Here is a 21,387-nt window from a genome sequence, read left to right as displayed (position 1 = left end):
CTCAAACGGGGCGCGAATGATCCCGGTACTGAGGCAGTTGAGATGAATTTCCCCGAGCGGTTTTCGAACCTTCCGGCTTATGCATTCCCGCGTCTGCGCGCATTGCTCGATCATCATGATCCGGGCGGTGATGTTGTGCATATGACCATTGGCGAGCCCAAGCATGATTTCCCGCAGTGGGTCACGGATGTGATCATGGAAAACGCCGCCGGGTTCCGGGGGTATCCTGACAACAACGGTATGCCCGAGCTGCGCGGTGCGATCGCAGGTTGGATCGGGCGACGGTATGGCGTGCAGATGGATGCGGACACGCAGGTAATGGCTCTGAACGGCACGCGTGAGGGGTTGTACAACGCCGCCATGGCACTGTGCCCTGAGACGAAGAATGGCCAAAAACCGGTCATCCTGTGTCCGAACCCCTTTTATCAGGTCTACATGGTGGCGGCGCTTTCTGTTGCGGCCGAGCCAGTTTTTGTACCCGCGGCAGCCGCTACGGGTCATCTGCCCGACTATGCAGGCTTGCCCGATGAGGTACTCAATCGCACGACAGCGGCCTACATCTGTTCACCTGCCAATCCGCAGGGCGCGGTGGCAAGTCGAGATTACTGGGCCGAGCTGATCCAGCTGGCCGAGCGGTTCGACTTCCGCATCTTTGCGGACGAATGCTATTCAGAAATTTATCGCGACGAGGCCCCCGTAGGTGTCCTGACAGTCGCGCAAGAGTTGGGAGCGGACCCGGAACGGATCACGCTTTTTAATTCTTTGTCGAAGCGGTCAAACCTGGCCGGGCTTCGGTCCGGGCTGATCGCGGGCGGGTCCGAGACGATCGCCCGGGTCAAACAGCTGCGTGCCTATTCGGGTGCTCCGCTGCCGATGCCGTTGCAGATGGCGGCAGCGCGGGTCTGGGCGGATGAGGCGCACGTCGCGGAAAACCGCCGTCTCTATCAAGAGAAATACGCCATCGCCGATCAGGTAATGGCCGGTGTTCAGGGCTATCAATCGCCCGAAGCAGGTTTTTTCCTGTGGCTGCCGGTCGATGATGGCGAGCAGGTGGCATTGAAGCTGTGGCAAGAGACAGGCGTTCGGGTGTTGCCCGGCGCTTATCTGGCACAAGGTGAACCGGGGCAAAACCCGGGCGAGACATATATTCGGGTCGCAATGGTGGCCCCAAAAACAGAATTGCAGCGCGGGTTGGAAACGCTTCGCGACTGCATTTACGGATAAGGTTCGAGGGTAGGCATGGCATCATATAACGCACGCGGTCGCGATCCGTTGTTGGACAGCAATATGCAGGCGGCCATTGAAAGGCGCGGCAAGGAATTGGCCGGGATCTTTCTTGTTCTGGTCGGTTTGGCATTTGCAGCCTTGCTTGGATCCTATACCCCCGAAGATCCAAATTGGATGGTCTCGACCGACGCGCCTGTTCAAAACTGGATGGGTCGTATGGGGGCTTGGGTCGCTGGCGTTTTGATGCTCGTTATGGGCAAGGCCAGCTGGGGCATTCCCGTGTTTACCATTGCCTGGGGCCTGCGATTAACTTTGCACTTTGGCGAAGACCGTTTTTTCTGGCCTTTGGTGATGTCGCCATTCTGGCTGATTATTGTTGCCATCTATGCTGCATCCTTGACGCCTAGCGATGAATGGCAGGCGGCGCACCAATATAGTCTTGGTGGCGCAGGAGGGGACTTTTTCTTCGGGATGTTCCTGTTGCTGCTACCTGTGGGATTGCATTTCCTGGTCAAGATCATCTCTGTCCTTGCTGCGATTGCCATGGTTTCGATGGGAGTTTTTGTTCTTGGGTTCAACCGCGCCGAAGTGCGTCAGGGCATGCGCCGATTTCTGATCGGATTGATCATGGCCTATGGGGCGTTCATGACGATTGTGGGGCAAGGCGCATCCGCGACCGTTGCTGTCGCCCGACAGCGCCAGGCCTTGCGGTCCGAGCGCAAGGAAGCGGCCAGGGCCGCTGCAGAAGAGGCCGCACTTGCCGCACAGCTTGCCGAAGCCGAGGCCGTCATCGAAACCGAGCCGATGATGGTGCCCGAACCAGCGGCTGTTGCCGAACCAAAAGCTGGCCTTTTGGCTCGCATGCCCAGCCTGATCCGCCGTCCAGAACCAATGCCTGAGCCAGAGTTGGTTGAACCTCAAGCTGTTGCGGCGGACCAGGCAATGCCGGGCGATGACCGGATCAAATCGAAGATCGCGCAGGTTGTTCGCAGCCGAAAGGAAGCGGCTGGCGTTGTTCAGCCGCAACCGGATCCGTCACTCCCCTTGACTAAGGGTCGTGGACGCGGACCGGATCCGTTGTTGCTGGATCCGACCGCAGGTGGAAATTTCCCGACCGAACCTCCTTTGACCGCAACACAGTATGTCGAACAACATGTTGAGATTGAGCCGACTGCGCTGCAGAATGTGGAGTTTACGTCGCAAGTTGAACCGATTGCACAGCCGGAAGAATTTTCTCCCGCGCCACAGCCCGAAGTGGAACCTGTTGTCGAACCTATTGCGACTCAGAACACGACCCCGGTTTCTGCTTCAATCCCTGTTGCGCAGCCTCGTAAAGCTGTGGTCGAGCAGCCTGCACGCAAAGCTCCGCAGCCGTCACGCCGTGCTCAAGCCGAGGCTCAGCCGAAGCTTGCGTTCGAAGAGCCTGCCGTACAATTCGAGCTGCCACCGCTAAACTTGTTGGAGAACCCGACAACGATTCAGCGCCATCATCTGAGCGACGAAGCTTTGGAAGAAAACGCGCGGATGCTGGAAAACGTGCTTGATGACTATGGTGTCAAAGGTGAGATCGTGAGTGTCCGCCCTGGTCCCGTTGTCACCATGTACGAACTGGAGCCTGCGCCGGGCCTCAAAGCGAGTCGTGTCATTGGTTTGTCGGACGATATCGCGCGATCGATGTCGGCCCTTTCGGCGCGTGTCTCGACCGTACCAGGTCGCTCTGTCATTGGTATCGAACTGCCTAACGAAAACCGTGAGAAGGTGGTTCTGCGCGAGATCCTGGCAAGTCGCGATTTTGGCGATAGCAACATGAGACTGCCATTGGCCTTGGGCAAGAACATCGGCGGCGATTCTGTTGTCGCCAACCTGGCCAAGATGCCTCACCTGCTGATCGCAGGGACTACCGGTTCGGGTAAATCGGTGGCGATCAACACGATGATCCTGTCGCTTCTTTACAAATTGACGCCGGATGAATGCCGCTTGATCATGATCGACCCCAAGATGCTGGAACTGTCTGTTTATGACGGCATCCCGCATCTGCTGTCGCCGGTTGTGACCGACCCGAAAAAGGCCGTTGTCGCACTGAAATGGACCGTGGGCGAGATGGAAGATCGCTATCGCAAGATGTCCAAGATGGGCGTGCGCAACATCGAAGGCTACAACGGTCGCGTGCGCGAAGCCCTGGCCAAGGGCGAACTGTTCAGCCGGACCGTTCAGACCGGATTTGACGATGACACCGGCGAACCCGTGTTCGAAACGGAAGAGTTCGAACCCAAGGTGCTGCCCTATATCGTCGTGATCGTCGACGAGATGGCCGACCTGATGATGGTCGCGGGTAAAGAGATCGAGGCCTGCATCCAGCGTCTGGCGCAGATGGCGCGGGCTTCGGGTATTCACCTGATCATGGCGACACAGCGTCCTTCTGTGGACGTGATCACCGGTACGATCAAGGCGAACTTCCCCACCCGGATTTCGTTTCAGGTCACGTCGAAAATCGACAGCCGCACCATTCTGGGCGAAATGGGGGCCGAGCAACTGCTGGGTATGGGCGACATGCTCTATATGGCTGGTGGGGCCAAGATTACCCGCTGCCACGGCCCGTTCGTGTCCGACGAAGAAGTCGAAGAGATCGTCAATCACCTCAAAGCCTTTGGTCCGCCCGAATACATGAGCGGTGTGGTCGACGGCCCGGACGACGAAAAGGCAGACAACATCGACGCGGTTCTGGGCCTGAACACAGGTGGCAACACCAATGGTGAAGATGCGTTGTACGACTCGGCTGTGGCCATCGTGATCAAGGACCGCAAGTGCTCGACGTCCTATATCCAGCGCAAACTGGCGATAGGCTACAACAAAGCCGCGCGTCTGGTTGAGCAGATGGAGGATGAGGGGTTGGTCTCGCCTGCGAACCATGTGGGCAAGCGTGAAATCCTTGTGCCCGAACAACAATAAGTTCGGGCTTCCATTCCGGCTTGGGGTGACTATCTAGGGATCATGAAACAGTTCGCTTTTGCCATTGCGGTGACCCTTGCCGCTCCGGCGGCCTGGGCGGCCGAAAAATTGCCCTTGTCGGAAATTTCGACCTATCTGAACGGATTGAAAACCGTTCAGACCACGATTACCCAGATCAACGATGATGGGTCACTATCCACAGGGAAACTGTGGCTGCAACGGCCAGGAAGGATGCGGTTCGAATACGATCCTCCAGACAGTTCCGTTGTTCTGGCAAAAGGTGGGGCTGTGATTATTCACGACCCGAAGTCCAACCAACCTCCTGAGCAATACCCGCTCAGCAGAACCCCATTGTCCATCATTTTGGCCCGCAATGTGGATTTGGCACGTGCTGGAATGGTAGTTGGCCATGACTTCGACGGAACTTCGACGATCGTGGCCGCGCAAGACCCGGAACACCCGGAATACGGGCGGATCGACTTGCTGTTTACAGGTGATCCGGTTGAGTTGCGCAAATGGGTGGTGCACGACAACGGCGGTGGACGGACGACCGTCATTTTGGGGCCGCTGACCAAGGGCAACAGCCTGAACCAAAACCTGTTCATAGACGGAGAACCCGGTGTCTCAACAGACCGCTGAGACACACTAACGACGATTCAAGCGGGTTGGATTGTGCCTCTTAAAGCAGAAGCACAAATTCCTCAGTATTTGAATCGCCCGCAGGTCTTGAGTTGCTTGCGGTACATTTCACCGCGTGCGGCGACGCTGTCAGCGGTGCGAAGCAGCCAGGACTTATTGCGGTAGGTCCCACGTGCGTAACCAGTGTGTCCTTCATGGTAGGCCAGATACTGATTGCGCGTGTCTGTAAGCGCAATTCCGTTCTTTGTTTTGCTCTTCGTCATGTACCAACCGATGAAATCGGAAGCATCCCGCATTCGATCGCGACGCGCGCGCCCTCGGCGGGTTTCTTCTTGGTACTGTTCCCACGTGCCATCCAAGGCTTGGCTGTAGCCAAATGCGCTGCTTTGGCGGCCCATGGGAAGAACACCAAGCACATATTTGTGTGGCGTACGCGCGTTCGATTTGTACCGGCTTTCCTGGTAAATGGTAGCCATCTGGACATGCACGGGCACGCCCCATTTACGTTCAGTTTTCTTGAACGCCTTGATGTATTCCGGACGTTGGCTGGCGATGCTGCATGCATTATCCAGATTGCGCGGAGGGGATTTGGACCCACCACCACAAGCTGCTACTAGCAACACGACCATCAACGCGCAAAGAGATCTGCTCATCCGCCTCTTGCCCTTTTTTGCGTACTTTAACCCATTTTTTTGGGTGGGCAAATCACATTCCTAACAGCCCGGAGTACTGGTTCCCAAAGGTTACAGAACAAAGGCCAGGATGAGCGGCATGGAGAGAACGGACAGGATGGTCGAAGCAACGGTCATACCGGCAACGGCATTAGAATCGGCGCCAAAACGTTCGGCCAAAAGGTAGGACGTCACCGCTACGGGGGTAGCGAATTGAACCATCAGGACTCCGGTCGCTACTTTGCCCAGATCGAAATATGCGGCAGTGATCCAGCCTAAGATCACGCAAACCCCCAGTTTGAAAATTGAGAGCAAAATGGCGGGCGCAATATTGTTTGGTGTCAGGCGCGCAACCGCGACGCCTAGTGTGACCAGCATCATTGGGACGGCCATCTGGCCCATGAGGCCTAAACCATTGGTTAGAAAGGTTGGCGTCTCCCATCCTTGCCACAGGAACAACGCGCCCAGAATAGTGGCCCATACCATTGGTTCGCGTACAACCTTTGCAAAGGACCCCTGACCAGCAACCAGATAAATTCCATAGGAAAAAGACCAAAGTGCGGTGACGGACAAAAAGATCACTGCATAGCCAAGACCGGCGTCACCGAATGCAAAAATACATAAGGGCAGGCCCAGGTTGCCTGTGTTGCCAAAAATAAGCGGCGACAGATAAGTGCGTTGATCGAGCCCTGTGAGTCGAACAAATGTCCAGAACACAACCGACAGAAGCAAATTCCCTGCAATTGTTGCGACAGTGAACACTCCAAGTTCGTCGCCAGAAATCTCGGTTTGCATAAGGGCAACAAAGATCAGGCTGGGTACAGCCAGCGTCATGGCGAAACGTGTGATGAACTCAATCCGGTACTCGAATCCGAGCTTGACCCAAGTAAACCCAACCGCAGCCAGCATAAAAACCGGAGCCACGATTTCGAGGACTGTCAAAGTAAGGTTCACAGACTGTTTCCCCAAATTTCCGTACAATTGTTGGACAAATGTGTCGCGTTACGGGTAGTAACAGAATATGGGGGCTGCAACTGCAATGCTAAAAACGCGCGCAAAATATCATTTGGGCCAAGTGGTTCGCCACAAAAAGCATCCGTTTCGCGGAGTGATTTTTGATGTCGACCCGGAATTTTCCAATACCGAGGAATGGTATCAGGCGATTCCCGAAGACAGCCGACCTCTGAAAGCTCAGCCATTTTATCATCTTTTGGCTGAAAACGACCAAAGCTATTATGTCGCCTATGTATCCGAACAGAACCTTGTCGCGGATTATTCGGGCGAGCCGGTGGATCATCCGGACATACCAGACATGTTTGGGCCGTTTCAGGACGGATCATATCCGCTGCACTTTCAGTTGAACTAGGGAACTCGCCCTGTTTTGGGCGAAGTCGAACCACTTAGTAGCCCAATGCACACCCGTCCTTGCGATGATCACTGGCGCCTTCCAGTACTCCATCGTCGCGAATACGGATCGCCTGCGCACCGCCTATGGCGGTGTCCGGAACGACAACTGTGTGCCCCATGTCCTCCAACTCCTGTCGCACCTTGTTCGAATATCCCCGTTCGACTTTAAGTTTGCCGAGCATCGGCAAAAGCTCGAGGTGCATCCAGCGCCTGTTGCAGGCCCATGTCGTAGTCTACGAGGTTGCAAAGGAAGCGGGCATGTCCATTAGGTTGATATGCCCCCCCATTACACCAAAAGGCATGGTTACTCTTCCGTTTTCGGCCAGCATGCCCGGAATAATCGTGTGCATTGGTCGTTTGCCACCAGCCAGTTCGTTGGGATGACCAGGTTCAAGGGTGAAACCGGCTCCCCTGTTCTGAAGCAAAATTCCGAATTTGTCAGACGCGATGCCTGACCCGAAACCATGAAAAATGGAATAGATCAAAGATACCGCCATCCCGTCTCGATCGACGACGGTTATATAGATGGTGTCCTTGTGGACCGCTTCACTTACCGCTGGAGGGGACGCCATGGCCTTTGTTGGATCAATCAACTCTGCCAGTTTTCGCGCGGTTTCTGGATCCAGCATGTGCTGCAATCGGGCTGTATGATCAGGATCCGCAATGAAACGGTTGCGGGCGTCATAGGCCAGTTTTGCAGCTTCGGCTTCGATATGGAGTCTTTGCGCGCCCAGTGCCTCCATATCGCCTAGGTCAAAGTGATCAAGAATGTTCAGCATCAAGATGGCAGTTGCACCTTGGCCATTGGGCGGATGCTCGATCAGGTCGACACCTTTGTAAATTCCGCTGATTGGTTCGGATGACATGTCACATCCAGGCGCGAAATCCTCAAGCGTGTGAACGCCGCCAAATTTCCTGAGCGTCGCAATCATGTCTTCTGCAACTTCACCCTGATAAAAGGCGTCCCGCCCGGACTTTGCCACACGGCGCAGCACTTCGGCTTGGCCGGGGGCTTTGAAAACCTGTCCCGTTTTATACGGGGACCCCTGGTTTAGAAATTTTTCCCGTGCGGTTCCCTGCAACGTGCTCGCATCGCTTGCCCAATCAAATGCAACCCGCGCCGCGACCGGAACGCCATGATCCGCGTAGTGGATCGCTGGCTGGAGGATCGCATCCAAACCGATGACCCCGACCGTTTCGGAAAGGTGGCAAAAGGCATCCATCGCACGCGGAACCGTCACCGCATCTGCACTATTTAACGGAATGTTCGTTAGGCCCGAAGAACGCAATTCCTCTGCGTTTGTCTTTGCCGGAGCATGCCCTGATCCATTTAAGGCGTGAACACGTCCGCTTTTTGGGTCGGAATACAATACAAAGCAATCGCCGCCAATACCTGTCATTTGCGGCTCGCAGATGCCCAACAGGATAGCACCTGCGATCGCAGCATCCATAGCATTTCCACCGCGCTTGAGAACGTCTATGGCCGCTTGAGCTCCCAGAGGATGGGAGGTGGCACACATCCCGTTCGCCGCCAGAACCTCGGACCGGCCCGGCAATTGAAAATCGCGCATGAATTGGATCTCCCTTCTCTCGAGGCCGAGCTTAGAGCGCTCTCGGGGAAGGTCAATTGCCTGAAGTTATTCCTCGGTGTCACGCACTGGGTGGGGGCTTTTACGCGCGACACCGAGGGAAGCCAGATTTGCAGCTACACCCATGGTTTGCTCCTCGTTTGCGGCGCGAGTGCGGAGTGATTGAGGCGTTAATGTGGCGGTGGCGGTGTGGTAGCTGCTAAATCGAACCCTAGCGACAGGCGGTTTTGCCCGTTTTGCCGGTCATAGTGAATGTCGCTCGTCAATTGACGGATCAGAAACCAGCCAAACCCGCCTTCTGGCAAGTCCTGCTTGCTTTCGGTGATGAGTGCCGGAGCTCCCTCAGGTAATTCACCGGATGGAAGTGGCAAACCCTTGTCCGAAATGCGGATATCCAATCGGCTCTGCTGAAATGAACAAACAACCCTGATTTGCCCGGGTTCGATGTCCGAATAGGCGTGCTCGACAATGTTGTTGATGGCCTCAGCCAACGCGATTTCTATGTCACCTGCGGTTTCTTCACCGACACCATGCACCCGAAGCTGCTCGGCGACTGCGCAAATACCGCTCCGAGCCTCAAACTCCGTTGCGCGGAACGACAAGGCGAACTTGCCCCGTTTTTCAATTTCGCTCACGCCGCCGCCTCCAATCAGATTGCTTATTGCTTTGCAGTGTCTGACAACGCGTCGTCTAAAGATGGAAACAGGTTGAACACTGTGTCCATTCGAGTGAGCCGGAACACCTTGTCGACTACCGGAGTCAATCCTGCCAAGTCCAAACTTCGGCTCGCGTCGAGTTGTTTCATGGAAGCGACGATTGCGCCTAACCCGCTGGAATCGATGAAGGTCACCTTAGATAGATCCAGAATGACACGATCTGGTGCTCCTTCGGTCTCGGTTCGCATGTCTTCCTTGAACTGAATTGCAATTGCGGCATCGATTCTGATCGGCATTCACGGTAATAATCCGCGCCTGATCGGTTATGGTGCTGCTGAGACTCATGGCGAATTCCCTTAGTGGTATTTGATTTGCCCGTAAGCTAGAGCACATTTGTTACCAATCCGTTTTTAGGGCTGAACCCGTAGAGGAGGGATCAATGAAGCAGGTGATTATTTCGGGTGCAGCACGCACTCCGATGGGAGGGTTCCAAGGTGTGTTTGACGGCGTGGAAGCATCCGAACTTGGTGGCGCCGCCATTCGGGCAGCGCTTGCCGAGGCTGATGCTGAAACGGTCGACGAAGTGCTTATGGGTTGTGTTTTGCCTGCCGGGCAGGGCCAAGCGCCCGCGCGCCAGGCGGGGTTTGCCGGAGGTCTGGGAGAAGAAGTGCCTAGCAACGACACTCAACAAGATGTGCGGTTCAGGCATGAAGGCGGCAATGTTGGCTTTTGACCAGATTGCCTTGGGCCACGTCGGCACGATGATCGCTGGTGGGATGGAGAGCATGTCAAATGCGCCTTACCTGTTGCCCAAGATGCGCGGTGGTGCTCGCATTGGCCATGGTCAGGTCATCGACCACATGTTCCTCGACGGGCTCGAAGATGCCTATGACAAGGGCCGCCTGATGGGCACCTTTGCCGAGGATTGCGCCGAAACTTATCAGTTCACCCGTGAGGCGCAGGACGAATACGCGCTCAAATCTCTTTCGAATGCTCTTGAGGCGCAAGACAATGGCGCGTTCGACGGTGAAATCGCGCCGATGACGCTGAAGACACGCAAAGGTGAGGTAGTCGTCGATGCGGACGAGCAACCAAAGTCCGCGCGTCCAGACAAGATCCCCATGCTGAAACCGGCCTTCCGCAAGGATGGGACGGTGACTGCGGCCAATGCCTCGTCGATCTCGGATGGCGCGGCCGCTCTGGTACTGGCATCAGAGGATGTAGCCAAAGAGCGGGGCCTAACGGTGCGGGCCCGCATGCTGGGGCATGCCAGCCACGCTCAGGCACCCGGACTATTCACGACAGCACCTGTTCCAGCAGCGCAAAAGTTGCTCGACCGTCTGGGCTGGACAACCGACGACGTTGATCTTTGGGAGGTCAATGAAGCCTTTGCCGTGGTTCCGATGGCGTTCATGCGCGAAATGGGTCTCTCGCGGGATAAGGTAAATGTGAACGGTGGGGCTTGCGCGTTGGGCCACCCGATTGGAGCGTCGGGAGCACGGATCATGGTCACTCTTCTGAACGCCTTGGAAAAGCGCGGTCTCAAGCGCGGCATCGCGGCCATCTGTATCGGCGGTGGCGAAGGCACGGCCATTGCGATCGAGCGGGTTTGAACCTTCTTGTCGTTTCAAATACGGGCGGGGTAAGGGGGTACATCCCCCGCCCCCTTTCATTAGCGGAGCACGACATGCGCGCGAACTACGATACTTTGACCGCCACAATCGCCTCACTCACTGACGGCGAAACGGATGAGGTTGCCCTGATGGCAACCGTGGCCTGCGAGGTGCATCATTCGGACGACCGTTTCGATTGGACAGGGTTTTACCGCGTGACCGAGCCGGAACTGCTCAAGATCGGGCCGTATCAAGGCGGCCATGGCTGCCTGGTCATCCCCTTTGCGCGGGGTGTCTGTGGCGCAGCGGCACGCACAGGTGACGTGCAACTGGTACCGGATGTCGAGGCGTTCCCAGGCCACATCGCCTGCGCCAGCTCAACCCGATCCGAATTGGTGCTGCCAGTGCGCAATGCCAGGGGTGAGGTGATTGGTGTCTTTGACATCGACAGCGATCAACCGGACGCTTTCACTCAGCAAGACGCGGATGCCCTGTCTTCAATCCTGTCACAGGTATTTACCCGCTAGAATCACACCGGCAGTGATTTGAAACAATAGAATCGAGAGCAGCCATCGTGAAAATGGCCGCTTTTTCGTTTTGTGCCGGAACAGCCAGCGCGACAGATAGGCAGCTGCAGCGATCCGCCCAAAGCCGCCAGCCAGAGCAAAAAGTGTTCTGGCACCCGTCGCCATCTCAAGCGCGCACACAACTTGTCCCAGGCAAAGAATGCCAGGGTCAAGCCATTGATGGCCCAAACATAAATGATGGCGTTCCAGAGGAATGAATTCTGTTCCATGTGTCCGCACACATGGAACAGCAATCAGAAAGTTTCAACACCCATGAAAAAACGCTTGGAAATTTCATGGATTCGGAGGATCGTGAAAAACGAGGAGAAAATTTCACGAATCAAGAGAGGAGCAGTTGGTGAACAGCCAGGCCCCACAAAGCGCCACTTTGGGCGCCGACATTCGCGCGCTGCGCAAGGCGCGTGGGCTGACTCTCAGTGATATCGCAGGGCATTTGGGGCGGTCCGTCGGCTGGTTTAGTCAGGTTGAACGTGACATGTCGGACCCGTCGATTTCCGACCTACGCCAAATTGCCGAATGCTTGGGTGTGCCGATGTCGATGCTTTTTGCGCACTCTGCAGCCCCGGCCAGCGAACAGGGACATGTGGTGCGCGCGGGCTCGCGTCGACCGATGGGGGCAGGCGACGAAGGGCTGGTCGAAGAGCTGCTTTCCCCCGATCTGACAGATGATTTCGAAATGGTGCATTCCACCTTTCGCCCCCGATCCCGGATGCAGAAACCGGCCAACCGCCCGACGCAGGAAGTGGGCTACATGGTCTCGGGTCGTCTGGATCTGATGATCGGCGACCGTACTTTCACCGTCGGTCCGGGCGACAGCTTTCGGATCAAACACGAACCTTACCAATGGTCCAACCCCTATGACGAGCCTGCCGTGGCCGTCTGGGTCATCGCGCCGCCGGTGTACTGATGAGCTTTGAGGCGTGGACCATATTCGCGCTGTTCTGGCTGGTCTTTGTCACCACGCCAGGACCAAACGCGGTAAATTGCATTTCCAACGGGATGAGCCTGCCTTTTGCGCGGGCCATGGTCGGAGTGCTGGCGGTCCTGACGCAGGCCTGTGCGTTTCTGGTCCTCTCTGCACTTGGGGTCACTGCCTTGATCGCCACCTCTCCGACCGCTTTTTCGTGGCCAAGCTGATCGGGGCCGGTTTCCTGATCTATCTTGGGGTGCGCGGCTGGAGCAACGCGAGCAAACCAGCGCCCTCCGAAGTGCGCCCGGCACGGCAGGTCTATCTGCACGCTTTGGCCGTGGCGACGATCAACCCCAAGAGCGTGGCGGGGTATCTGGCGGCGTTTTCACAGTTCGTGCGGCCGGATGTGCCGGTCTGGGGCCAGATGACAGTGATCATGCCGACCGCTCTGGCGCTCACGGCACTCAGTTACACAGGCTTCACCTTGCTCGGCGCGATCATGGGACGGACCGCGTTGGGGGCCGTGTTCAACACCACGGTGCGCCGCGTCATGGCCGTCTGTTTCATCATCTATGGGGTGCTGCTGGGGGCCAGCGGCATGCCGCAAACAGGGGGAGCCCGATGATCAAAGGATCGTGCCTGTGCGGAGACATCCGCTTTGAAACCGCCGCCACACCGCAGGGTGCCTCGATGTGCCATTGCAGACAATGCCGCAAGCAATCGGGTGGCATCTGGTCGTCGGCCTATGTGCCCGACGCCGAACTGACGATCACCGGCGACGTCAATTGGTATCACGCCAGTGATCTGGCCAAACGCGGCAGTTGCCCGCGCTGCGGGTCATTCCTGTTCTGGAAGGCCCACGACGAAGACACAACAAGCTTTGCGCTTGGCGCAGTGGACGGGCCTACGGGCCTGAAACTGTCCAAGCACATCTTCACCGCCTCCAAAGGCGATTATTACGACATTGCGGACGGTTTGCCGCAAAAGGACTGAATGAGGAGCATCATGTCTGATTTCCCAACCAAGGCCCGTGTGGTCATCATCGGCGGCGGCGTAGTCGGCTGTTCGTCGCTGTATCATCTGGCCAAAAAGGGCTGGACCGATTGCGTTCTGCTCGAAAAGAACGAGCTGACCGCCGGATCCACCTGGCATGCGGCGGGCAACGTACCCACGTTCTCGACCTCGTGGTCGATCATGAACATGCAGCGCTATTCGACCGAGCTCTATTCTGGGTTGGCCGAAGAGGTTGATTACCCAATGAACTATCACCAGTCTGGCTCGATCCGTCTGGCGCATACCAAAGAGCGGATGCAAGAATTCGAACGCGCCATGTCGATGGGCCGCTATCAGGGCATCGAGATGGAGATGTGGACGCCAGAAGAGGCGAAAGAGCGCTATCCGTTCCTGGAAACCCATGATCTGGCAGGCGTGCTGTGGGATCCGTCCGATGGTGATATCGACCCGGCGCAGGTCACGCAGGCGCTGGCAAAAGGCGCGCGCGACATGGGCCAGAAGATCATCCGCTTCTGCCCGGCAACCGGGGTGACGCAGCATGACGATGGCACCTGGACCGTGCACACCGACAAGGGCGACATAGCCTGTGATTATGTGGTTAATGCTGCTGGCTATTACGCGCAGCGCGTAGGTGAAATGTTCAAGCCTTTTGGTGGGCGCACCGTTCCGTTGATGGTGATGGAACATCAGTACCTGCTGACCGAGCAAATCCCCGAGGTCGAAGCCTGGTCCAAGGAACACGGCGGCAAGCTGCCTCTGATCCGCGACGTGGATGTGTCTTATTATCTGCGTCAGGAAAAGAACGGCTACAACCTGGGCCCGTACGAGCCGAACTGCAAAGGCCACTGGCTCGGCGACGACGACAAGATGCCCGAGGATTTCAGCTTCCAGCTGTGGCAGGAAGATCTGGACCGGATCGAGGACATCGTTGTTGATGCAATGGCACGTGTACCGCTTATGGAATCCTCGGGTGTGTCCAGCGTCATCAATGGCCCGATCCCTTATGCGCCCGATGGCCTGCCGATGATCGGCCCAATGCCCGGCGTCAAGAATGCGTTTGAGGCGCACACCTTCACCTTTGGCATCGCTCAGGGCGGCGGCGCAGGCAAGGTTTTGGCAGAATGGATCGTCGATGGTCACACCGAATGGGACATGTGGGCGGTCGATCCGCGCCGCTACACCGACTACACCGATCAGGATTACTGCAACCAGAAGGGTATGGAGGTTTACGGCAACGAATACGCCATGCACTTCCCGCACCACGAATGGCCCGCGGCACGCGACAAGAAGCTGTCGCCGGTCCACGCCAAGGTCAAGGAACTGGGTGGCGTCATGGGGGCCTACAACGGTTGGGAACGCGCCAACTGGTTTGCGCAGGATGGCGACGATACCTCGCTTGAGGCGACGCACACCTGGGGCCGTTCGGGCCCGTGGGAGCAGCGCATCAAGGAAGAGTGTGAAGCCGTGCGCGATGGCGTTGGCGTGCTCGACCTGCCGGGTTTTTCGCGGTTCTATCTGAGTGGCGAAGGCGCAGCCGAGGCGCTGCGCGGTCTGGTGACTGGGGGCCTGCCCAAGGTTGGCCGGATCAACCTGGTCTACGTCTCGGACAGCCGTGGCCGCATCCTGACTGAAATGTCCTGCATGCGTTTGGGCGAGGATGAGTTCGTGATGATCACCGCCGCAACCGCACAATGGCATGACCGCGATATCCTGGTGAATGCAATGCCCGCCGGTGTCTCGGTCGTTGACGTCACCACCACCCGTGACACCTTGATTGTGACCGGGCCGAAATCGCGTGATCTGCTGGCTGGCATGTCGGATGCGGATTTGTCCACTGGCTGGCTGACCCATCAGGCTGCCACTGTCGCAGGCCGTCCAGCGCATCTTGTGCGCGTGTCTTTTGCCGGTGAGCTGGGCTGGGAAGTCCATGCTCTGGTCGAGGACATGCCCGCGATCTATGACGCCATCCTGGATGCAGGCGCCAAGCCGTTTGGCATGTACGCGCTGAACTCTCTGCGTCTGGAAAAAGGCTATCGCGCGTGGAAAGGCGACTTGAGCACTGACTATTCGCTGCTTGAGGGTGGTTTGGGCCGTTTCGTCAAACTCGACAAGCCGCAGGACTTCCCGGGCAAGGCTGCGATCCAGAACGAAAAGCAGCAGGGTGTGAAAAAGTCCTTTGTTACGCTGACGGTTGAGGCCGGGGATGCAGACGCGCCTTACATGTCCTGCATATGGTCTGGTGACGAGATTGTCGGTGAAACCACCAGCGGTGGTTGGGGCTACCGCATCGGCAAGTCCATCGCGCTGGGCATGGTTCGTTCTGAATTGGCACAGCCGGGCACCGAGCTCGAGGTTGAAATCTACGGCGAGAGATGCCGTGCGGTGGTGCAAGAAGACCAGCCGCTTTGGGACCCCGCAAACGAGCGTTTGCGCGCCTGACGCCCAAATCGGGCTAAAACACTGGTTCCATCCGAGAGATCGGGTGGAACCTTGGGCATGACACGATCCTGTCTGGCGAATGTGAGTGGCAAGAGAGGTTGAGGGGATGAGTTTACCTGACACGATGCACGGCGTGTATCTGACCGGCCACGGTGGGCCGGAGACTCTGGAATGGCGCGAAGATATCCCCGTGCCCACGCCCGGACCGAGACAGGTTCTGGTTCGTGTTGCTGCTGCTGGGGTGAACAACACTGATATCAATACGCGTGTTGGCTGGTATTCCTCAGACGTGACGGGTGCCACGTCAGATGTGGATCAAGACGTCGATGCAGGTGGGTGGGGCGGGGCGCTTGCGTTCCCTCGCATTCAGGGCGGTGATCTGTGCGGCCACGTGGTGGCTGTTGGCACGGGCACCGGTTTCGAATTGGGTCAACGCGTGACGTGCCCCATCAACCTGCCACGTCCGCGCCCCGGCAATCCGCAGGGTTTCATCGCGTTGGGGTCCGAGACGGATGGGGCGTTTGCGCAGTATTGTCTGGTCGAAGCTGACGACTTGTATGATGTTTCGGCGTCCCCGCTGTCCGACCCCGAACTTGCAGCGATCCCCTGCGCCTTTGGCACAGCCGAGAATCTGTTGACCCGCGCGGGTGTCACGGCTGGGCACCACGTGTTGATCACCGGCGCATCGGGTGGTGTTGGGCTGGCCGCGGTTCAATTGGCGGCGCTGCGCGGGGCGACGGTGACGGGCCTGACCAGTGCGACAAAGGCCGAGATTGTTTTGGCGCAGGGCGCGTCAACCACCATTGCTCGCGGAGCGCCCATTCCGGGTGAAACCTATGATGTGGTCATCGACGTTGTGGGCGGGTCTGCTTGGGGCGATTTGATTCTGGGCCTCAAACCCGGTGGGCATTATGCGTGTTCAGGGGCCATCGCTGGGCCGATGGTGCAGGCTGATCTGCGCGAGATTTATCTGCGCGACATCACGATCCATGGCTGCACCTATCAATCACCCGAGGTGTTTGGACGGTTGGTCGGGCTGATGAATGCCGGAAAAATTCGCCCCCTGATCTCGAAAACTTATCCGCTTCGCGATATCGCGAAGGCCCAGGCAGATTTTGAAAGCAAGACGCTGCCGGGTAAACTGGTGCTGATCCCCTAAGGAGACTGTGAATGGCCGATATTACTCTTCTGGATGGCTCGATCGGGCAGGAACTGGTCAAGCGCAGTGGCGACCGGGCAACCCCGCTCTGGTCGACCCGCGTCATGATTGACCACCCCGACCTGGTGGGTGATGTTCACACGTCCTATTTCGACGCGGGCGCAACGGTTGCCACGACCAACACCTACGCGGTGCATCGCTCGCGGTTGGTGCGTGTCGATATGGAAGACCAGCTGTCCGACTTGATCGAAACCGCTCTGTCCCAGGCTGAACGTGCTCGTGAGGGCACCGGGCGAATTGCTGCCTCTTTGGGGCCGTTGTTGGCGTCCTATCGACCGGACTTGAACCCCGACCCGGCAGATGCAGCGGTCAAGTACAGCGAACTGGCGGACATTATGAAAGACCGCGTAGACCTGTTCCTGCTCGAAACGGTATCTTCTGTTCAAGAGGCCGAGGGCGCATTGCGCGGGGTTGAAGGTCACGACAAGCCTGTTTGGCTGGCTCTGACTGTCATGGACGACGACGGGACACACCTTCGCTCGGGTGAGGCATTGACTGACATTGGCCCATTGATCGAGCGGTTCGATCCGCAGGCGGTGTTGATCAATTGTTCCCGACCCGAGGCGATCCCAGCAGCGTTAGCCATCATCAAAGAGTTTGACCGGCCTTACGGAGCTTATGCCAACGGATTTACGCGCATCAGTGAGGGCTTCCTGAAAGACGCCCCTACCGTCGATGCGTTGGAACAGCGAACGGACCTTGATCCCAGAGCCTATGCGACCCACGCAATGGGGTGGGTCGCGCAAGGGGCATCGATTGTCGGTGGTTGTTGCGAAGTGGGCCCTGACCACATTGCAGAATTGGCGCGCCAACTGCGAGACGCAGGGCATCGGATCGTCTAGGAGGGGCGGCGACATGGGTGGAAAGAGTAAACTGCATCTGGTGTCGGACACCAACCGCCAATGGCACTTCGATATTGTTGTGGCCAATGGATTTGTCCTGACCGAGCTGGCGGGGGTCGTTGATGTCATCCGCCTGGCCAACCGTGTCTGCCCAACACCCCCTTTTGCATGGACCTATCGTTCGATCTCTGGCGGGATGATCGAAAGCAGCTCGGGTGCGATTGTGTCGACCGAGCGTATGGTTAGCCAACCGAATGCTGATTACGTCTTTGTCATTGGTAACGCCGATCCGGACTGCCCAGACTTGGCGCTGGGCCGCAAAGTGTCGGACTATACCTATCGCGGTGCGCAGGTGTTCCTGCTGGCCGAAGCCGCCAGCCGATACATCCATGACAATGGCGAGGTGGAATCTCACACGACCCACTGGGAAAACTCGGCATTTCTGCGTGAACGAACCGGTGCGTTTGACGCTAACTTCTCGATCGCCACCGAGAACGGGCCAGTTGTTACCTGCGCAGGAATGGGCGCGACTGTGGACGTGACGCTGGAAGTGATCGGTCGGCATATCTCGGGTGCGGCGCGGATGACGGTCGCCGACATCCTGCTTCACGAGAAAATCCGTGACTTTGGTTCACAGCAGCCATTTTCTGGCGTCAAGACAACGACCACGGGTGACGACAAGTTGGATCAATGCATCAAGATCATGCAGGCCAATGTCGAAGACCCCGTACCGATCAATGAAATCGTCGCGGCATTGGGGCTGTCGAATCGCTCATTGGAACGGAAGTTCAAGACCTATCTGGGTGCGACGCCGAACACCTTCTATCGGGAGATGCGGCTGGCAAAGGCAAATAACCTGCTGCTGAACACCACCATGAGTGTGCGCGAAATCGGCTTGGCATGCGGATTTCCCAACGGGTTTTCAGCAGTCTACAAAAGTTTCTATGGCATAACTCCGTTCGTTTTGCGTCGTCAGCGTCGATCTATGCACGGGTGATTTTGGCTGATTCCCTGACGCTTTTTGTAGATTTCTTGTCGCCTTGATGTGGCACACTTGCGCATCGAATTCTGAGGCGGAGAAAAACATGGCCGATCTTCCCAACAAAGCCCGCGTGGTCATCATCGGCGGCGGCGTCATTGGCTGCTCGGTGGCCTATCACCTAACCAAAAAGGGCTGGAACGACGTTGTCCTGCTGGAACGCAAGCAGTTGACCAGTGGCACGACTTGGCACGCAGCTAGGCTTGATCGCACAGCTGCGTGCGACGGCGAACATGACCAAACTGGCGAAGTATAGCCAGGAACTCTACGGAACACTGGAAGAAGAGACCGGAGTTGCCACAGGCTTCAAACGCTGCGGTTCGATCACTGTGGCCCTGACCGAAGAGCGCAAGGAAGAGATTTACCGTCAGGCGGCCATGGCCCGCGCCTTTGGTGTCGAGGTGCACGAGATCTCGAATGAACGCGTGGCCGAACTCTATCCCCACCTGAACGTCGAAGATGTCAAAGGCGCTGTGCACCTGCCGCTCGACGGTCAGGGCGACCCCGCCAACATCGCGCTGGCCCTGGCCAAGGGCGCGCGTCAGCGTGGCGGGATCGTCAAGGAACGTACCAAGGTCACCAACATCGTGCGCGAAGGCCGCAAGGTCACTGGCGTCGATTGGGCATCAGACGATGGGTCGGAAAGCGGCCACATCGAATGCGACATGATCGTGAACTGTGCGGGCATGTGGGGCCACGAAGTTGGTCGGATGTCCAACACCAACGTGCCACTGCACGCGTGCGAGCACTTTTACATCGTGACCGAAGCCATCGAAGGCTTGAGCCAGTTGCCGGTTCTGCGGGTGCCGGATGAATGCGCCTATTACAAGGAAGACGCAGGCAAGATGCTGCTTGGTGCCTTTGAACCCAATGCCAAGCCTTGGGCGATGAACGGTGTTCCCGATACCTTTGAATTCGATCAGCTGCCCGAAGACTTCGACCACTTCGAGCCGATCCTCGAAGCCGCCTGTGAACGGATGCCGATGCTGGCGGAGGCGGGCATTCATACCTTCTTCAACGGTCCCGAGAGCTTTACCCCCGACGACGCCTATCACCTGGGTCTGGCGCCCGAGATGGACAACGTCTGGGTCGCAGCGGGCTTTAACTCGATCGGCATCCAGTCTGCGGGTGGCGCGGGTCATGCACTGGCCGAGTGGATGGACAGCGGTGAAAAGCCGTTTGATCTGGGCGATGTGGACATCAGCCGGATGCAGCCGTTCCAGGGCAACAAACAGTACCTCTTTGAACGCTCGAAAGAGACGCTGGGTCTGCTTTATGCCGACCACTTCCCGTTCCGCCAAAAGGCCACCGCCCGTGGTGTGCGCCGCACGCCGTTCCATCACCATCTGAAGGAGAACGGTGCTGTCTTTGGTGAGCTGGCGGGTTGGGAACGCGCCAACTGGTTCGCACGCGAGGGCCAGACGCCCGAGTATGAATACAGCTGGAAGCGCCAGAACTTCTTTGACAACGTAGCCGAAGAGCACAACGCGATCCGCACCAATGTGGGCATGTACGACATGTCGTCCTTTGGTAAAATTCGCGTCGAAGGCCCCGATGCTTGCGCCTTTATGAACTACATCGGCGGTGGTCAGTACGACGTGCCCTTGGGCAAGATCGTCTACACCCAGTTCCTCAACAGCCGCGCGGGTATCGAGGCGGACGTCACTGTAACGCGCATGTCCGAAACCGCCTATCTGGTGGTCACCCCGGCGGCGACCCGTCTGGCGGATGAAACCTGGATGCGACGTCATCAGGGCAACTTCAACGTGGTGATCACCGATGTGACGGCTGGCGAAGGCGTTCTGGCGGTCATGGGGCCCAACGCACGCAAGCTGTTGCAGATGGTGTCGCCCAACGACTTCTCGAACGAGGTGAACCCGTTTGGTACTGCGCAAGAGATCGAACTGGGCATGGGCCTAGCCCGCGTGCACCGCGTAACTTACGTGGGCGAGCTGGGTTGGGAGATTTATGTCTCCTCCGACATGGCAGGCCACGCTTTTGAGGTGCTGCACGAAGCGGGTCAGGACCTTGGCCTGAAACTCTGCGGCATGCACATGATGGACACCTGCCGGATCGAAAAAGGCTTCCGCCACTTCGGTCACGACATCACCGCCGAGGATCACGTGCTCGAGGCGGGTCTGGGCTTTGCGGTCAAGACCGACAAGCCCGACTTCATCGGGCGCGATGCGGTGCTGCGCAAGAAAGAAGAAGGTCTCAAGAACCGCCTGCTGCAGTTCAAACTGACCGATGCCGAGCCGCTGCTCTATCACAACGAGCCAGTGATCCGGGATGGCGAGATTGTGGGCTACCTCAGCTCTGGTTCTTACGGTCACCACCTGGGTGCCGCCGTTGGTCTGGGATACGTACCCTGCGAAGGTGAAACCGCCGCCGAAGTGCTGGCCTCGACCTATGAGATCGACGTCATGGGCACACGGGTCAAAGCCGAAGCCTCGCTCAAGCCGATGTATGATCCCAAGTCCGAGCGGGTCAAAGTGTGATCTGACAGGTTTGAAAACCAAATGGATGGGGTGAAACATGCGCCCCATCCAAAAAATTTTGCCATTTGGTCAAAAAACGCGCCGTCAA

15 protein-coding genes and 5 pseudogenes are annotated in these 21,387 nt (G+C 57.5%); 14 read left to right on the top strand and 6 right to left on the bottom strand.

What is annotated here, in order from left to right:
* The first annotated feature begins 42 nt into the window (after nucleotides 1–42).
* The 3 genes from ACZ1HE_RS20340 to ACZ1HE_RS20330 are packed head-to-tail and all read left to right on the top strand — an operon-like array spanning nucleotide 43 to nucleotide 4,815.
* Entirely contained in the window at nucleotides 43–1,224 is a 1,182-nt protein-coding gene (locus tag ACZ1HE_RS20340; RefSeq protein ID WP_472623768.1) for an aminotransferase class I/II-fold pyridoxal phosphate-dependent enzyme, read from the top strand.
* 15 nt (nucleotides 1,225–1,239) lie between these two features.
* On the top strand, nucleotides 1,240–4,176 hold the full coding sequence (locus tag ACZ1HE_RS20335) for a DNA translocase FtsK (protein WP_472623766.1): 2,937 nt from the start codon (nucleotides 1,240–1,242) through the stop codon (nucleotides 4,174–4,176).
* A 42-nt stretch (nucleotides 4,177–4,218) separates the two neighbouring features.
* Entirely contained in the window at nucleotides 4,219–4,815 is a 597-nt protein-coding gene (locus tag ACZ1HE_RS20330) for a LolA family protein (RefSeq protein ID WP_472623764.1), read from the top strand.
* 62 nt (nucleotides 4,816–4,877) lie between these two features.
* Here the strand turns inward: ACZ1HE_RS20330 and ACZ1HE_RS20325 are convergent, their stop codons facing one another.
* Nucleotides 4,878–5,468 carry a transglycosylase SLT domain-containing protein gene (locus ACZ1HE_RS20325; RefSeq protein ID WP_472624573.1) on the bottom strand — a complete coding sequence of 197 codons (591 nt, stop codon included), beginning with the start codon at nucleotides 5,466–5,468 and terminating at the stop codon, nucleotides 4,878–4,880.
* Nucleotides 5,469–5,558: 90 nt separating this feature from the next.
* The gene (locus ACZ1HE_RS20320) at nucleotides 5,559–6,440 is read right to left on the bottom strand and encodes an AEC family transporter (RefSeq protein WP_472623762.1); all 882 of its coding nucleotides are present in this window, start codon (nucleotides 6,438–6,440) and stop codon (nucleotides 5,559–5,561) included.
* An 85-nt stretch (nucleotides 6,441–6,525) separates the two neighbouring features.
* Here ACZ1HE_RS20320 and hspQ point away from each other — a divergent pair, with 85 nt between their 5' ends.
* A complete protein-coding gene (gene hspQ / locus ACZ1HE_RS20315; protein WP_472624571.1) occupies nucleotides 6,526–6,852 on the top strand; it encodes a heat shock protein HspQ in 327 nt (108 codons plus the stop codon).
* Between the two features lie 34 nt (nucleotides 6,853–6,886).
* Here hspQ and ACZ1HE_RS20310 read toward each other — a convergent pair.
* The 3 genes and pseudogenes from ACZ1HE_RS20310 to ACZ1HE_RS20300 all read right to left on the bottom strand — a co-directional run bounded on the left by ACZ1HE_RS20310 (nucleotide 6,887) and on the right by ACZ1HE_RS20300 (nucleotide 9,483).
* Nucleotides 6,887–8,413: pseudogene (locus tag ACZ1HE_RS20310) on the bottom strand (gamma-glutamyltransferase family protein).
* 239 nt (nucleotides 8,414–8,652) lie between these two features.
* Nucleotides 8,653–9,117 (bottom strand): ATP-binding protein, encoded by a 465-nt coding sequence (locus tag ACZ1HE_RS20305; RefSeq protein WP_472623760.1) that lies wholly within the window; start codon nucleotides 9,115–9,117, stop codon nucleotides 8,653–8,655.
* A gap of 23 nt (nucleotides 9,118–9,140) precedes the next feature.
* Nucleotides 9,141–9,483: pseudogene (locus ACZ1HE_RS20300) on the bottom strand (STAS domain-containing protein).
* Nucleotides 9,484–9,577: 94 nt separating this feature from the next.
* Between ACZ1HE_RS20300 and ACZ1HE_RS20295 the strand changes: the two are divergent.
* Both ACZ1HE_RS20295 and ACZ1HE_RS20290 read left to right on the top strand, forming a co-directional pair.
* Nucleotides 9,578–10,751 (top strand): annotated as a pseudogene (locus ACZ1HE_RS20295) (thiolase family protein).
* A gap of 74 nt (nucleotides 10,752–10,825) precedes the next feature.
* Nucleotides 10,826–11,278 carry a GAF domain-containing protein gene (locus ACZ1HE_RS20290; protein ID WP_472623758.1) on the top strand — a complete coding sequence of 151 codons (453 nt, stop codon included), beginning with the start codon at nucleotides 10,826–10,828 and terminating at the stop codon, nucleotides 11,276–11,278.
* Nucleotides 11,279–11,280: 2 nt separating this feature from the next.
* Here ACZ1HE_RS20290 and ACZ1HE_RS20285 read toward each other — a convergent pair whose 3' ends face one another.
* Nucleotides 11,281–11,547: a DUF1294 domain-containing protein gene (locus ACZ1HE_RS20285; protein ID WP_472623756.1), complete on the bottom strand. Its 267-nt coding sequence runs from the start codon at nucleotides 11,545–11,547 to the stop codon at nucleotides 11,281–11,283.
* 128 nt (nucleotides 11,548–11,675) lie between these two features.
* On the opposite strand from ACZ1HE_RS20285, the gene ACZ1HE_RS20280 reads away from it, so the two are divergent.
* The 8 genes and pseudogenes from ACZ1HE_RS20280 to ACZ1HE_RS20245 all read left to right on the top strand — a co-directional run bounded on the left by ACZ1HE_RS20280 (nucleotide 11,676) and on the right by ACZ1HE_RS20245 (nucleotide 21,299).
* Nucleotides 11,676–12,245: a helix-turn-helix domain-containing protein gene (locus ACZ1HE_RS20280; RefSeq protein ID WP_472623754.1), complete on the top strand. Its 570-nt coding sequence runs from the start codon at nucleotides 11,676–11,678 to the stop codon at nucleotides 12,243–12,245.
* Nucleotides 12,245–12,873: pseudogene (locus ACZ1HE_RS20275) on the top strand (LysE family translocator). The gene ACZ1HE_RS20280 and the pseudogene ACZ1HE_RS20275 overlap by 1 nt, the downstream one beginning before the upstream one ends.
* Complete coding sequence (locus ACZ1HE_RS20270; protein ID WP_472623752.1) at nucleotides 12,870–13,241, top strand: GFA family protein; 372 nt, start codon at nucleotides 12,870–12,872, stop codon at nucleotides 13,239–13,241. The pseudogene ACZ1HE_RS20275 and the gene ACZ1HE_RS20270 overlap by 4 nt, the downstream one beginning before the upstream one ends.
* A gap of 12 nt (nucleotides 13,242–13,253) precedes the next feature.
* Complete coding sequence (locus ACZ1HE_RS20265) at nucleotides 13,254–15,701, top strand: GcvT family protein (RefSeq protein ID WP_472623750.1); 2,448 nt, start codon at nucleotides 13,254–13,256, stop codon at nucleotides 15,699–15,701.
* A gap of 106 nt (nucleotides 15,702–15,807) precedes the next feature.
* Nucleotides 15,808–16,860: an alcohol dehydrogenase family protein gene (locus tag ACZ1HE_RS20260; protein WP_472623748.1), complete on the top strand. Its 1,053-nt coding sequence runs from the start codon at nucleotides 15,808–15,810 to the stop codon at nucleotides 16,858–16,860.
* Nucleotides 16,861–16,871: 11 nt separating this feature from the next.
* On the top strand, nucleotides 16,872–17,762 hold the full coding sequence (locus tag ACZ1HE_RS20255) for a homocysteine S-methyltransferase family protein (protein WP_472623746.1): 891 nt from the start codon (nucleotides 16,872–16,874) through the stop codon (nucleotides 17,760–17,762).
* 13 nt (nucleotides 17,763–17,775) lie between these two features.
* Nucleotides 17,776–18,759, top strand: a complete 984-nt coding sequence (locus ACZ1HE_RS20250) for a GlxA family transcriptional regulator (protein WP_472623744.1) — start codon at nucleotides 17,776–17,778, stop codon at nucleotides 18,757–18,759.
* 88 nt (nucleotides 18,760–18,847) lie between these two features.
* Nucleotides 18,848–21,299, top strand: a pseudogene (locus ACZ1HE_RS20245) (GcvT family protein).
* Nucleotides 21,300–21,387 lie beyond the last annotated feature (88 nt).

It is taken from the genome of Falsiruegeria sp. JB4-1 (assembly GCF_055693495.1).
The sequence above is the reverse complement of the archived record's forward strand: the minus strand, read 5'-3'. Positions and strand labels throughout refer to the sequence as shown.

What these genes read in the sequence shown, in the direction of transcription:
- ACZ1HE_RS20330 (WP_472623764.1), top strand. Translation starts at nt 4,219, where the DNA reads ATGAAACAGTTCGCTTTTGCCATTGCGGTGACCCTTGCCGCTCCGGCG.
- ACZ1HE_RS20340 (WP_472623768.1), top strand. Translation starts at nt 43, where the DNA reads ATGAATTTCCCCGAGCGGTTTTCGAACCTTCCGGCTTATGCATTCCCG.
- hspQ (WP_472624571.1), top strand. Translation starts at nt 6,526, where the DNA reads ATGCTAAAAACGCGCGCAAAATATCATTTGGGCCAAGTGGTTCGCCAC.
- ACZ1HE_RS20260 (WP_472623748.1), top strand. Translation starts at nt 15,808, where the DNA reads ATGAGTTTACCTGACACGATGCACGGCGTGTATCTGACCGGCCACGGT.
- ACZ1HE_RS20265 (WP_472623750.1), top strand. Translation starts at nt 13,254, where the DNA reads ATGTCTGATTTCCCAACCAAGGCCCGTGTGGTCATCATCGGCGGCGGC.
- ACZ1HE_RS20255 (WP_472623746.1), top strand. Translation starts at nt 16,872, where the DNA reads ATGGCCGATATTACTCTTCTGGATGGCTCGATCGGGCAGGAACTGGTC.
- ACZ1HE_RS20270 (WP_472623752.1), top strand. Translation starts at nt 12,870, where the DNA reads ATGATCAAAGGATCGTGCCTGTGCGGAGACATCCGCTTTGAAACCGCC.
- ACZ1HE_RS20325 (WP_472624573.1), bottom strand. Translation starts at nt 5,468, where the DNA reads ATGAGCAGATCTCTTTGCGCGTTGATGGTCGTGTTGCTAGTAGCAGCT.
- ACZ1HE_RS20250 (WP_472623744.1), top strand. Translation starts at nt 17,776, where the DNA reads ATGGGTGGAAAGAGTAAACTGCATCTGGTGTCGGACACCAACCGCCAA.
- ACZ1HE_RS20290 (WP_472623758.1), top strand. Translation starts at nt 10,826, where the DNA reads ATGCGCGCGAACTACGATACTTTGACCGCCACAATCGCCTCACTCACT.
- ACZ1HE_RS20335 (WP_472623766.1), top strand. Translation starts at nt 1,240, where the DNA reads ATGGCATCATATAACGCACGCGGTCGCGATCCGTTGTTGGACAGCAAT.
- ACZ1HE_RS20285 (WP_472623756.1), bottom strand. Translation starts at nt 11,547, where the DNA reads ATGGAACAGAATTCATTCCTCTGGAACGCCATCATTTATGTTTGGGCC.